This is a genomic window from Pseudoalteromonas sp. 68 DY56-GL68, assembly GCF_041414825.1.
Lineage (GTDB): Bacteria > Pseudomonadota > Gammaproteobacteria > Enterobacterales > Alteromonadaceae > Pseudoalteromonas.
The window spans coordinates 83894-96866 of record NZ_JAOCZL010000024.1; the positions used below are offsets into that span (position 1 = coordinate 83894).

11 protein-coding genes are annotated in these 12973 nt (G+C 43.5%); all 11 read left to right on the forward strand.

From position 1 onward, the window contains the following. Positions 1-29: 29 nt before the first annotated feature. From rsmH to NYF15_RS19665, 11 genes are read left to right on the forward strand one after another with little or no spacing between them, the layout of a single operon-like run. Positions 30-965 carry a 16S rRNA (cytosine(1402)-N(4))-methyltransferase RsmH gene (rsmH, locus tag NYF15_RS19615; protein WP_371354422.1) on the forward strand — a complete coding sequence of 312 codons (936 nt, stop codon included), beginning with the start codon at positions 30-32 and terminating at the stop codon, positions 963-965. Then, entirely contained in the window at positions 965-1291 is a 327-nt protein-coding gene (gene ftsL / locus NYF15_RS19620) for a cell division protein FtsL (RefSeq protein ID WP_130149393.1), read from the forward strand. The genes rsmH and ftsL overlap by 1 nt, the downstream gene beginning before the upstream one ends. After that, entirely contained in the window at positions 1288-3105 is a 1818-nt protein-coding gene (locus NYF15_RS19625) for a penicillin-binding transpeptidase domain-containing protein (protein ID WP_371354423.1), read from the forward strand. The genes ftsL and NYF15_RS19625 overlap by 4 nt, the downstream gene beginning before the upstream one ends. After that, positions 3098-4576, forward strand: a complete 1479-nt coding sequence (gene murE, locus NYF15_RS19630; protein WP_371354424.1) for a UDP-N-acetylmuramoyl-L-alanyl-D-glutamate--2,6-diaminopimelate ligase — start codon at positions 3098-3100, stop codon at positions 4574-4576. Before NYF15_RS19625 ends, murE begins: the two co-directional genes overlap by 8 nt. After that, complete coding sequence (gene murF / locus NYF15_RS19635) at positions 4573-5961, forward strand: UDP-N-acetylmuramoyl-tripeptide--D-alanyl-D-alanine ligase (protein ID WP_371354425.1); 1389 nt, start codon at positions 4573-4575, stop codon at positions 5959-5961. The genes murE and murF overlap by 4 nt, the downstream gene beginning before the upstream one ends. Then, positions 5955-7037: a phospho-N-acetylmuramoyl-pentapeptide-transferase gene (mraY, locus tag NYF15_RS19640; protein WP_193987822.1), complete on the forward strand. Its 1083-nt coding sequence runs from the start codon at positions 5955-5957 to the stop codon at positions 7035-7037. The genes murF and mraY overlap by 7 nt, the downstream gene beginning before the upstream one ends. Beyond that, a complete protein-coding gene (gene murD, locus NYF15_RS19645) occupies positions 7038-8363 on the forward strand; it encodes a UDP-N-acetylmuramoyl-L-alanine--D-glutamate ligase (RefSeq protein ID WP_371354426.1) in 1326 nt (441 codons plus the stop codon). Beyond that, complete coding sequence (ftsW, locus tag NYF15_RS19650; RefSeq protein WP_062568617.1) at positions 8360-9532, forward strand: cell division protein FtsW; 1173 nt, start codon at positions 8360-8362, stop codon at positions 9530-9532. The genes murD and ftsW overlap by 4 nt, the downstream gene beginning before the upstream one ends. Continuing rightward, positions 9529-10605 carry an undecaprenyldiphospho-muramoylpentapeptide beta-N-acetylglucosaminyltransferase gene (gene murG, locus NYF15_RS19655; RefSeq protein WP_371354427.1) on the forward strand — a complete coding sequence of 359 codons (1077 nt, stop codon included), beginning with the start codon at positions 9529-9531 and terminating at the stop codon, positions 10603-10605. The genes ftsW and murG overlap by 4 nt, the downstream gene beginning before the upstream one ends. A 14-nt stretch (positions 10606-10619) precedes the next feature. Beyond that, complete coding sequence (murC, locus tag NYF15_RS19660; RefSeq protein ID WP_371354518.1) at positions 10620-12056, forward strand: UDP-N-acetylmuramate--L-alanine ligase; 1437 nt, start codon at positions 10620-10622, stop codon at positions 12054-12056. Then, the gene (locus tag NYF15_RS19665; RefSeq protein WP_130149400.1) at positions 12053-12973 is read left to right on the forward strand and encodes a D-alanine--D-alanine ligase; all 921 of its coding nucleotides are present in this window, start codon (positions 12053-12055) and stop codon (positions 12971-12973) included. The genes murC and NYF15_RS19665 overlap by 4 nt, the downstream gene beginning before the upstream one ends.

Consider the following 12973-nt stretch of genomic DNA (forward strand, 5'->3'; position numbering starts at 1 on the left):
CACAATAATAAAAAGGCAAAAAATAGCTAATGACAGCGCAATTTGAACATGTCTCTGTACTGATGGACGAAACCATAGATGCTTTGGATATTAAACCCGAAGGCATTTACATGGATGGCACATTTGGTCGCGGTGGACATTCAGGTCAAATTCTTGCGCGTTTAAGTGAACAAGGTCGCTTACAAGCAATCGATCAAGATCCGCAAGCGATTAAAGCCGCCGAAAAATTTGCCGACGATACGCGATTTTCAATTGCCCATACCCGTTTTTCAAACTTAAAAACGGTTGCTGAAGACAACAATTTAATCGGCAAGGTTGATGGTATTTTGTTAGATATCGGTGTTTCTTCACCACAGCTAGATGATGCTGAGCGCGGCTTTAGTTTTATGAAAGATGGCCCGCTTGATATGCGTATGGATCCAACCAGTGGTCGCAGCGCGGCACAATGGCTAGCGGAAGCTGAACTTGAAGACATCACTCATGTGATCAAAACCTATGGCGAAGAAAAATTTGGTCGCCGTATTGCTCATAAAATTATTGAGACTCGTGAGCACACTGCGATTACTAGCACCAAGCAGCTTGCTGATTTGGTCGATGAAGCAGTCCCCGTAAAAGATAAACATAAGCACCCTGCAACACGCACATTCCAAGCGATCCGTATTTATATCAACAGTGAACTTGAAGAAATTCAAACTGCACTGCAAGCCGCTGTTGACGTTTTAAAACCAGGTGGGCGTTTAGTCGTTATCTCGTTCCACTCGTTAGAAGATCGCATTGTTAAGCAGTTTATTAAAAAACAGAGTAAGGGAGAGGCGATACCCAGAGGTCTGCCTTTAACGGACGCACAAATAAATAAAAACCTGACGTTAAAGGCAGTGGGTAAAGCCATTAAGCCTAGCAAAACGGAGATTGAAATGAATCCTCGTTCGCGTAGTTCGGTACTAAGGGTTGCGCAGAGATTGTAATGAAAGCAAAAGCGACGCATCGCCAACCAAACTTATTTAAAGAAATTTTTAAAGGCCTAGGAGCTAATAAGCTGACCTTGGCCTTGTTGGTTGTGATCCTTGCATCGAGCTTGGGTGTTGTTCAAGTGACACACTTAGCGCGTCAACAGTTAATTGAGCAGGATAAATTATTGCAAGAGCGTGATGAACTCGATTTAGAGTGGCGCTACTTGTTGGTAGAAGAAGAGTTTTACTCACAGCATGCGCGCATCGAAGAAGTTGCGACCATGCAGCTTGAAATGAAAAGGCCAACTAGCCAAGATGAACAGGTGGTAGTACTGCAATGAGAAGCAGAGGGAAAAAGCCAACAAATACCTTGATCACATGGCGTTTTACGCTCGTGTGTTCAGTTGTTCTACTCGTCTTTATGACGTTAGTTGCTCGTGCTGCCTATTTACAAGTGATTGAGCCTGATAAAGCCCGTTCAGAAAGTGATAAACGCACAGTGCGGGTTGAAAAACAACATGTACAACGGGGCATGATTTTCGATCGCAATGGTAAAGAGCTTGCCGTTAGTGTTCCTGTTGTTAGTGTTTATGCAGATCCAAAAGCACTTCATAAATCTTTAGTAAGCAAAGTACTTCGCCAAGCCCGTAAAAATGGTGAAGACCAAAATGCCCTTGCTGAAAACATCAATGAGCTCAATAAACGTATTGCCACGTACTATAACCACGATTTACGTTGGCGAGAGTTGGCTGATGTGCTTCGTATTGAGCCAAAGAAAATTAATGCACGCCTGCGCGATAACCCTAAACGCCGCTTTGTTTATTTAAAGCGTCAAGTGACTCCCGCTGTAGCAAATTATATTGGTGATTTACGTTTACCTGGTATCCATTTACTTGATGAATCAAAACGCTATTACCCTGCCGGTGAAGTGACAGCGCATGTTATTGGTTTTACTAACATTGATGGTCACGGTATTGAAGGCATTGAAAAACTTTACGAAAAACAACTTACAGGTGTCGAAGGGCAACGTACTATTCGTAAAGATGCGCAAGGTCGTGAAGTGGAAGTACTTGATGAGCGTGAGCGTGTTGAACCTGAAAATATACAGCTTAGTATTGATCAACGTATTCAGGCAATCGCCTATAAGGCTGTTAAGTCGGCAGTGCTGACATATAAAGCAACCTCAGGATCAGCGATGGTCGTCGATGTAAAAACAGGCGAAGTGTTAGCGATGGTTAACAGCCCTTCGTTTAACCCTAATAACCTTAACGATGCAGCACCTCATAAGCGTCGTAACCGTGCTATTACAGATTTATTTGAGCCAGGCTCAACTGTTAAGCCGCTAGCCATTTTAGCTGGTTTAGACTACGGCTCGATCCAACCGGATGACATCATTGATACTTACCCAGGCTGGATGCGCGTAGGTGGCAGCTTAGTACAAGATACACGAAACCATGGTGAAATGACTTTAAGAGAAATTTTGAAGTATTCAAGTAATATGGGTGTTACAAAAGTGAGCCAAACCGTACCGAAAGACTATTTTGTTGGTCTTTATCAAAAAGTAGGTTTCGGAAGCGACAGTGGAACAGGCATGGTCGGCGAAAGTAGCGGCTTATTTTACCCTAATCGACGTTGGTCAGATCACGAGATAGCAGCGCTTTCATTTGGCTATAACCTCGCGGTGAGCACAGCACAAATGGCCCGTTTCTACGCCATGCTTGGCTCGGGTGGTGTAATGCGTCCGTTAACAGTTTTAAAGCAAGATTCAATTCCTGAGGGTGAGCGTGTCTTTCAACAAAAAGACGTTGAGGCCGTAGTTCACATGATGGAGAGCGTATTTGAAAAAGATGGTACGGCTAGAAGCGTTAAAGTTGATGGCTATCGTGCTGCGGGTAAAACGGGAACCTCTAAAAAAGCTGCTGTGGGTGGCTATGGTGACGAATATGTCGGTTACTTTGCAGGTGTCGCACCGGCCAGTAACCCTCGTTTAGCTGTTGTAGTAATGATTAATGAACCCGGTGGAGATGTGTATTATGGCGGTGCGACGGCAGGCCCTGCGTTTGCAGAGATTGTCTCCAATGCCTTAAGAATTTTAAACGTCGCACCGGACAAAGATGCGGTTGCGTACGTAGAAGGCAAAGATAACGATGCGTGATTTAAAACCGATTCTTAATCATATTGATGTTGAAGCCAATACCTTATTGGTGAATCAACTTCGTCTTGATAGCCGAGACGTAAAACCAGGCGATGTATTTGTCGCAATTAAAGGGCACCAACTTGATGGTGGCCAATTTATTGATAAAGCTATTGAAAATGGTGCTGTGGCAATCATTGCAGACCGTTTATGTCAGTTTGAGAGCCATTTTGAACCACTTTTTTTAATTACTGATTTAGCTAAGAAATTACCTGCTTTGGCCGCTGCTTTTTATGGCCAACCTTCTAAACAACTTGAATTAGTGGGTGTCACGGGCACCAATGGTAAGTCAACAACCACAGCTATGATTGCGCATTTAGCGCAGCAGTGTCATAAGTCAGCTGCGGTCATCGGCACTCTAGGTTATGGTCACCCTGATAACTTAACGCCACTGATGAATACTACGCCTTCAAGTGTTGACTTACAGCGTATTCTATCTGAATTAGAACAACAGCATACTGACATTGTGGCAATGGAAGTTTCATCCCATGGCTTAGTTCAACAACGTGTTGATCATTGCCAGTTTAAGACGGCAGTATTTACTAATCTTTCACGGGATCATTTAGACTATCATGGCTCAATGGAAGCATATGGTGACGCTAAACTGATGTTAATGCGTGACCATAATCCTGAACTTGTCGTACTGAATCAAGATGATGCGCAAGTTGAGTTGTGGTTAGAAAAATACGACTTTAATAACCTTGTTTGTTATGGACATAAAAACTTAACACCTGAAAACGCACGTTTTGTCTATTTCAGTGAAGTAACCTATGACAACACAGGTATTGCCGCTAAGTTCGAAACCAGTTGGGGCGATGCATATATTACATGCGCTTTATTTGGTGAATTCAATCTTTATAACTTGGCTGCTGCACTCGCAACGCTTCTTGGCTTAGGGTATCCACTTAAATTATTAGCTGATGCGTGTAGTACTTTGCAACCTGTTGCAGGGCGTATGCAGGCATTTAGTGCGCCAGGCCAACCAACCTGTATTGTAGATTACGCTCACACTCCTGATGCGCTGGCACTTGCATTACAAGCATTGCAAAAACATGTTCCGGGTGGCGTGAGTTGTGTATTTGGTTGCGGCGGTGACCGCGATAAAGGCAAACGCCCAATGATGGCAAAAGCTGCAGAAGGGAATGCAGACCGTATTATTATCACCAGCGATAATCCTCGCAGTGAAGATCCTAACGAGATTATTGCTGATGTTATTGCTGGGCTTGAACATCCAGAGCAAGCTCACAGTGAAGCAGATCGCGCTCGCGCAATCAGCTACGCAATAGAACAAGCCAGTGCTGATGATGTCATTCTTATTGCAGGTAAAGGCCACGAAGATTATCAAATTATTGGCGAGCAACGTATCGATTTTTGTGATCGTCAATATGTACAACAACAATTAAAAGAAAAATCGCAAGGGGCGCAGTTATGATCCCTATGGATTTTGATTGGCTAGCAAACGTTCTAGCAACCGATTACCAAGGTGGTAATCAACAAGTTAAAAATATAAATACAGATACGCGTACTCTCTGTGAGGGTGACGTGTTTTTAGCGCTTCAAGGACCAAACTTTGATGGCCACAAATTTATAGCACAAGCCAAAGAAAAAGGGGCGATTGCCGTGATAGTGGCACACCCTGTTAATGTCGATATTGTGCAGTTTGTGGTCACTGATACACGCATTGCGCTAGGTGAAATTGGCTCAGCCGTTATGGCGCAAGTTGCACCTAAAACTATTGCGATTACGGGCAGTGTTGGTAAGACAACCGTAAAAGAAATGTGTGCGGCAATTTTGTCAGGGCACGGCGAAGTGCTTTCGACGAAAGGCAACTTTAATAATGACATTGGTGTGCCACTGACTTTATTACGCCTTGAACCACAGCATGAATATGCGGTGATTGAATTGGGCGCGAATCACATTGGTGAGATTGCTTACACCGTTGCAATGACTAAACCCGATGTTGCCGTGGTGTGTAATGTAGCAGCTTCTCACTTAGAAGGTTTTGGCTCATTACAAGGTGTAGCAACAGCAAAGGGCGAAATCTATGATGGCTTAAAGCCAGATGGTGTAGCCGTGGTTAACTGTGACAGCGATTTTGCTGATTTTTGGCTCGCCAAACTAAATGATCGCAACGTAAAACGCTTTTCTACTAGCAAGCAATTAGATTATTGGGCAGAAGATGTGGTGCTTGATGAACAGGCTCGCGCATCTTTTATGCTGTGTAATCAAGATAAAAAAGTACCTGTCATCCTTGCCCTACCTGGTAAGCACAATATTGCCAACGCACTGATTGCCACAGCCTTAACGACTGAGCTTGGCGTAAGCCTAGAAAGCATTGCATCGGCACTGGCAACCATGGGTGAAGTTAAAGGTCGTGTGAATGTACTCAAAGTCTCTGACACGCTGACTGTGATTGATGACACTTATAATGCCAATGTACAGTCTGTAAAGGCGGCGATTGATTTATTAAGTGATATGCCAGGTCGTCGCATTTTTGCACTAGGTGATATGGGCGAGCTTGGCGAAGAAGCGCGTTTTTATCATCAACAAGTCGGCGAGTACGCACAGCAAAAAGGGATTGATGAGCTATACAGCTTAGGCGTATTGAGCAAGTCAGCCAGTGATGTATTTGAAAAGCCAAACCGCCACTTCTCAAGCCGCGAACAATTACTACAACAATTGCAGAGTGTGCTTGCTCAGTCTCAGCAAAAAACCACGATAGTTGTAAAAGGGTCACGTAGTTCTCGTATGGAACTAGTCGTCGCAGATTTAGTTAATAGCCAGCAAAATGGCAACAATGGAGTATCGTCATGTTAGTTTGGCTGGCAGAGTATTTAACACAATATTACAGTGGTTTTAATGTTTTTTCGTACCTAACGCTGCGCGCGATTTTAGGTATTTTAACAGCATTACTTATATCACTTTATTTTGGTCCAATATTAATCCGTGGCTTGCAAAAGATGCAAATTGGTCAAGTCGTTCGTCATGATGGACCAGAGTCTCACCTGTCGAAAAAAGGCACGCCAACCATGGGTGGCATTTTGATTCTAGGTGCTATTTTTACCAGCACATTGCTGTGGGCTGACTTATCTAATAAGTATGTTTGGGCAACTTTATTTGTTGTGGGGTCATTAGGTATCGTTGGCTTTATTGATGATTACCGCAAGGTTATTCGTAAGGATCCAAAAGGACTGATTGCTAAATGGAAGTATTTTTGGCAGTCAGTCATTGCTTTAGTCGTGGCTAGTGCGTTGTATTTTACATCGCAGCAAGCAAGTGAAACGTCTTTGGTTGTGCCGTTTTTTAAAGATGTATTGCCGCAGCTAGGCTTGTTTTATATCGTCATGACTTACTTTGTAATCGTCGGCACATCGAATGCAGTAAACCTGACAGACGGCCTTGATGGTTTAGCAATTGTACCTACTATTTTAGTGGCTTCGGCACTTGCTATTATTGCTTACCTCACCGGCAATGTGAATTTCTCAAGCTACTTACATATTCCTCATTTACCACTGGCAAGTGAGCTGGTTGTGGTATGTACCGCGATTGTTGGTGCAGGCCTTGGTTTTTTATGGTTTAACACTTACCCAGCGCAAGTATTTATGGGCGATGTTGGCTCATTAGCGCTGGGCGGAGCACTTGGCATTATTGCGGTACTCGTTCGACAAGAACTTATTTTAATTATTATGGGTGGTGTATTTGTAATGGAAGCCTTATCAGTGATTTTACAGGTAGGCTCTTACAAATTACGCGGCCAACGTATTTTTAGAATGGCACCCATTCATCATCACTATGAGTTGAAAGGTTGGCCTGAGCCGCGCGTAATTGTGCGCTTTTGGATTATTTCAATTGTGCTAGTTCTTGCTGGCCTTGCTACATTGAAGATCAGGTAAATGACAGTTATTAACGAGATAAAAAATAAAAAAATTACAGTGCTCGGACTCGGTGTAACCGGTCTGGGCATTGTGCGTTTTTTATTATCTCAGAATATAAAGCCAATTGTTGTTGATAGCCGCACAGCGCCACCGGGTGCAGATTGGTTAAGCGAGCATGCTCGTGAGTTAACGACTCACTTTGGTGATTTAAATAATGCACAGCTGAGCAGCAATGACATTATTATCATCAGTCCAGGTTTAAGCTTAGCGACACCGGCTGTCGCAAACGCAATTGATGCTGGTGTTGAAGTGATTGGTGATGTTGAGTTGTTCGCGCGCCTAACAAATAAACCCATTGTGGCAGTGACGGGCTCAAATGGTAAGTCGACCGTTGTTACATTAGCGTTTGAAGTGCTTAAAGCTGCCGGTTATAAAGTAGGCCTTGGCGGTAACATTGGCACTGCGGTGCTTGATTTACTGTCGCAAGACTACGATGTGTATGTACTTGAGCTGTCGAGTTTTCAACTTGATACTACGCACAGCTTAAAAGCCAAAAGCGCTTGCGTACTTAATGTGAGCGAAGATCATTTAGATCGTTATTCAAGCTACCAAGCTTATATAGATTCAAAACAAAGTATTTATAACGGATCAGAGCTTGCTGTCGTCAATGCTATTGATGTGGCAACGCACACAGCAAAGCAGCCACAAGTAAGCTTTGCTCTCGCGCATGCAGACTATGCACTGATTGAACATCAAGGTGAGCACTATTTTGCAGCTCATGGGAAGCCCGTGTTACCTGCAAGCAGTTTGAAAGTAGTGGGCTCGCATAATCAACAAAATGCCTTAGCTGTAATGGCATTGCTAAGTCCTTTTGACATAACAGTAGCACATTATGAGCAAGCATTCGGCGCATTTATAGGACTTGCGCACCGTTGTCAGTTTGTTGCTGAAATTAAGGGTGTAAAGTATTTTAATGATTCAAAGGCGACCAATGTCGGCGCAACTATCGCAGCCATTGAAAGCCTAGCTGACCAAGCAAAACAGTTAGTTGTTATTGCAGGTGGTGATGCGAAAGGGGCTGATTTAGATGCTCTAAAACCGTATCTAACCAACAAAGTCAAAGCCTTAGTATGTTTTGGTAAAGACGCCAAAGCACTCGTAGCACTGAGTGATAAAGGTCATTTAACCACGAATATGCATGAAGCTGTGCAGCTAGCGAAAAAACTAAGTGTTGATGGTGATATCGTACTTTTAGCGCCAGCTTGTGCGAGTATTGATATGTATAACAACTACATGCAACGCGGTGATGACTTTACGCAATGCGTATTGGCGGAGGCAGTATGATTGCATTTGCAGATATCCGTGACGCATTAACACCTAAACAGTCCGCACAGCTTTATGATGTCCCCTTATTGTATTGCATGATAATGCTGATTGGTGTTGGTTTTGTCATGGTAACCAGTGCTTCGATGCCTACCGCTGAAAGGTTATTTGACGACCCTTACCATATTATTATTCGCCATGCGATGTTCCTTGTTATGGGGTTTATCTTATTTTGGATCACAACCAATGTACCTATGGATTGGTGGAAACGAAGTAATCCCTATTTGTTATTACTAGGCCTTGCTTTGCTTTTATTAGTTCTTGTTGTGGGTCGCGAAGTGAATGGTGCAAAACGCTGGATCCCGATTGGGCCAGTGGGTTTTCAGGTTGCAGAAGCGGCTAAGTTATACTTTTTTAGTTACATCGCTGGCTACTTGGTTCGTAAGCGAGAAGAAGTGCAAGAAAACTTAAAAGGCTTCGCAAAGCCTATGGTGGTATTTGGTGCATATGCTTTATTAATTTTATTACAACCTGACTTGGGTACCGTGGTTGTACTATTTGTTACGACGGTGGGCCTATTATTTTTAGCCGGTGCGAAGCTATGGCAGTTTTTTGTATTGATTTTAACAGGCGTTGCTGCCGTTGTCGGATTGATCATTGCTGAACCTTATCGTATGGCACGTGTTGTAGGCTTTTTAGAGCCATGGGAAGACCCGTTTGGTAAAGGATATCAACTCGTGCAGTCGCTAATGGCATATAGCCAAGGGGGCTGGTTTGGGCAAGGTTTGGGTAACAGTGTACAAAAATTGCAGTACCTACCAGAAGCACATAATGACTTTATTTTTGCTGTAATTGGCGAAGAACTCGGCTTTTTTGGGGTTATGAGTATTTTATGTGTGTTGGCTGTTTTGGTATTCAGAGCATTATTAATTGGTCAAAAGGCACTTAAATGCGGAAAAGAGTATGAAGGCTATTTTGCGTTTGCGATAGGTATTTGGTTTGCTTTTCAAACCATGGTGAATGTCGGCGCGAGTGCCGGTATTTTGCCAACCAAAGGCTTAACACTGCCATTTATTTCTTATGGTGGTTCAAGCTTATTAGTAATGACGATAGCCACAGGTGTACTTTTACGTATTGACTTTGAAACTAAAATGGCGACCAAGCAAGCGACTTCAGGAGGTAAGCGATGAGTAAAAAATTACTTGTTGTTGCCGGTGGTACTGGTGGACATATTTTTCCAGGCATTGCAGTGGCTGACTTTCTCAAACAGCAAGGCTGGCAGGTTAGCTGGATTGGTACACCTGATCGAATGGAAGCAACTGTGGTCCCTAAGCACAATATTGAAATTGATTTTATCGATGTCAAAGGGGTGCGAGGCAATGGTATTAAACGGCTAATTAAAGCACCATTTATGGTGATGAATGCGATTTTTCAAGCGCGTAAAATTCTAAAAGCACAACGCCCTGATGTGGTACTTGCAATGGGCGGTTATGTGACAGGACCAACAGGGATTGCAGCGAAAAGCTTAGGTATCCCGTTAGTGATTCATGAGCAAAATGCAGTCGCTGGTATGAGTAATCGTTGGTTAGCTAAGTTTGCCAGTAAAGTATTAGCGGCTTTTCCTTCAGCATTTGCTAAGGGGCAGTGCGAGGTAGTCGGTAATCCAGTAAGGGCAAGTGTTGCTCAAGTCAGTGCCAAACAAACAAGCACACCCATTAATATATTAGTTGTGGGGGGATCGTTGGGAGCGCAGGTGCTTAATCGCACTTTACCTGCTGTATTCAGTGCACTTTCAGCGCAAACAACGCTTAATATATGGCACCAAACCGGAAAAAATAATGAACAAAAAGTCACGGTAGACTATCAACAACTAGGTCTTGCTGAAAATACGAAAGTGGCTGAGTTTATTGATGATATGGATAGTGCGTATCAATGGGCCGATTTGGTAATTTGCCGTGCTGGTGCATTAACGGTTAGTGAGATTGCCGCAGCAGGTCGAATGGCATTATTTGTGCCGTTCCCACATGCAGTGGATGACCATCAAACTGCTAATGCTGCTTATTTAGTTAACTCAGATGCTGCACTGATGATGCAACAAAACGCGTTTTCTAAAGAGGCGGTGGTGGATTTGTTGACACCGTACTTAATTGCACCAGAAAAAATTTCCATAATGGCAAGCAAAGCAAAACAGCTTGCTATTTTAGATGCCACAGCCAAGGTTGCAAACCGCTGTGAGCAGCTAGTAGATAGAAGAGATTCGTAGTGAAAGAAAGCATGATGAAAGAAAACAACACGCGCCCTGCGATGCGTCGTATCGACACCATCCACTTTGTTGGAATTGGTGGTGCAGGGATGGGTGGTATTGCCGAAGTACTTGCTTTTGAAGGTTACCGTATTACCGGCTCTGATATTGCGCACAGTGCAATGACTGAGCGCCTAATTCATGTTGGCGCAGAAGTGTTTATTGGCCATGATGAAAACAATGTAAAAGATGCCAGCGTTGTGGTGGTATCAAGTGCAATCAATGAGCAAAATCCCGAAATTAAAGCGGCTAGAGCAGCGCGTATCCCTATTGTTCGCCGTGCAGAAATGCTTGCTGAACTAATGCGTTTTCGCCACGGTATTGCTGTGGCAGGAACACACGGTAAAACAACTACAACCAGCTTAATCGCGAGTATTTATGCGCAAGCAGGTCTTGATCCAACCTTTATAATTGGTGGTCTTTTAAATAGCGCAGGTAGTAATGCCAAAGTCGGTAAGAGTGATTTCTTGATTGCAGAAGCCGATGAAAGTGATGCATCATTTTTGCATTTACAACCTATGGTATCGGTGATCACGAATGTTGAAGAAGATCACATGGATACCTATGGTGGCAGCTTAGAGAAGATGAAAGATACCTATGTCGATTTCATCCACAACCTGCCATTTTACGGTCTCGCCGTTGTGTGTATCGATTCAGACGTTGCTGCTGAGCTTATTCCACGTTTTGGCCGCCCAGTGATCACCTATGGTGAGTCAACGGATGCAGATTATAGAATGCTTAACTTCAGTCAAACAGCTAACACATGCTCGTTCGATGTTGTGAATAAACAAGGTGAAAGCTTACCTGTAACTTTAAATATGCCTGGTAAACACAACGCTTTAAATGCAACAGCGGCTATTGCTGTTGCCAAAGATCAGCATATTGCTAACCAAGCGATTTTAGAGGCGCTTGCGCAGTTTGAAGGAGTGGGTCGTCGTTTTCAGCATTACGGCACTTTTGATAATGAACGTGGTAATGTCATGTTGGTGGACGACTATGGTCATCATCCATCAGAAGTTGCAGCAACCATTGCGGCAGTGCGCGAAGGTTGGCCTGATAAGCGTTTAGTGATGGTTTATCAGCCTCACCGCTATAGCCGTACACGTGACTTGTATGAAGATTTCGTGAAAGTATTGGCAGATGTCGATCAACTTTTATTACTTGATGTGTATTCAGCAGGTGAAGAGCCAATAGTCGGAGCCGATAGTAAGAGTTTATGTCGTAGTTTGCGTCAACGAGGCAAAGAGCCTATTCATGTTGCCAATAGCTCTGAGCTTGCAGGCGTTCTTGCTAACCTTCTGCAAGATAACGATTTAGTATTAACTCAAGGTGCTGGTAACATTGGTCAGTTAGTTAAGACGCTCGCGGCTACTAACTTATCTATTGAACAACTGAAGCAGGTAAATGTATGAGCCAGTTAAGCGACAAATTTGGCAAAGTAGCAGTGCTTTTTGGCGGCACATCTGCTGAACGAGAAGTTTCTCTAAAATCAGGCCAAGCTGTATTGAATGCTTTGCAAAGTGTGGGCGTTGATGCCATTGCTTTTGATCCAAAAGATCAGCCTTTGTGGCAATTAAAAGAGCTAAACATTGAACGTGTGTTCATTGCTCTACATGGTCGCGGTGGTGAAGACGGTACTATTCAAGGTGCTCTTGAATTTATGGGGATTCCTTATACCGGTAGTGATGTTTTAGGCTCAGCACTGGCGATGGATAAAGTACGCTGTAAACACTTGTTTAAAGCAATGGGCTTAAGTACCGCTCCTTATGCTGTTGTTGATAGCCGCTATGAGTTTGATAGCCAAGCAATTATTAATGAATTTGGCAAAGTGATGGTTAAGCCGTCACATGAAGGCTCAAGCATTGGTATGGCTGAGGCGAGTAACGCAGAGCAACTAGATACTGCGCTCAACGCTGCATTTAAGTTTGATAGTCAAGTGCTTGTTGAGCAGTGGATCTCGGGGCGTGAGTTTACCGTTGCTGTGCTTGGACACGATGTTCAGCCGGTCATTGAAATGACCACGCCAAATGGTTTTTATGACTATCAAGCTAAGTATCAGTCAAGTACAACTCAGTATCATTGCCCTGCGGATATATCTGTGCAAGAAACTGAACTGTTGCAAGATATGGCATTAAAAGCATTTGATTTAGTCGGGGCCAGCGGTTGGGGACGTGTCGATGCGATGCGCGATGAGCAAGGTAATTTTTACTTACTCGAAGTCAATACAGTTCCTGGCATGACTGAAAAATCATTGGTACCAATGGCAGCAAAAGCCAACGGAGCGAGTTTTGAGCAATTAGTTGTTCGCATTTTGGAGCAAACCCTTTAA

Coding starts and splice junctions, on each gene's coding strand:
- rsmH (WP_371354422.1), top strand. CDS start 30: ATGACAGCGCAATTTGAACATGTCTCTGTACTGATGGACGAAACCATA.
- ftsL (WP_130149393.1), top strand. CDS start 965: ATGAAAGCAAAAGCGACGCATCGCCAACCAAACTTATTTAAAGAAATT.
- NYF15_RS19625 (WP_371354423.1), top strand. CDS start 1,288: ATGAGAAGCAGAGGGAAAAAGCCAACAAATACCTTGATCACATGGCGT.
- murE (WP_371354424.1), top strand. CDS start 3,098: ATGCGTGATTTAAAACCGATTCTTAATCATATTGATGTTGAAGCCAAT.
- murF (WP_371354425.1), top strand. CDS start 4,573: ATGATCCCTATGGATTTTGATTGGCTAGCAAACGTTCTAGCAACCGAT.
- mraY (WP_193987822.1), top strand. CDS start 5,955: ATGTTAGTTTGGCTGGCAGAGTATTTAACACAATATTACAGTGGTTTT.
- murD (WP_371354426.1), top strand. CDS start 7,038: ATGACAGTTATTAACGAGATAAAAAATAAAAAAATTACAGTGCTCGGA.
- ftsW (WP_062568617.1), top strand. CDS start 8,360: ATGATTGCATTTGCAGATATCCGTGACGCATTAACACCTAAACAGTCC.
- murG (WP_371354427.1), top strand. CDS start 9,529: ATGAGTAAAAAATTACTTGTTGTTGCCGGTGGTACTGGTGGACATATT.
- murC (WP_371354518.1), top strand. CDS start 10,620: ATGAAAGAAAACAACACGCGCCCTGCGATGCGTCGTATCGACACCATC.
- NYF15_RS19665 (WP_130149400.1), top strand. CDS start 12,053: ATGAGCCAGTTAAGCGACAAATTTGGCAAAGTAGCAGTGCTTTTTGGC.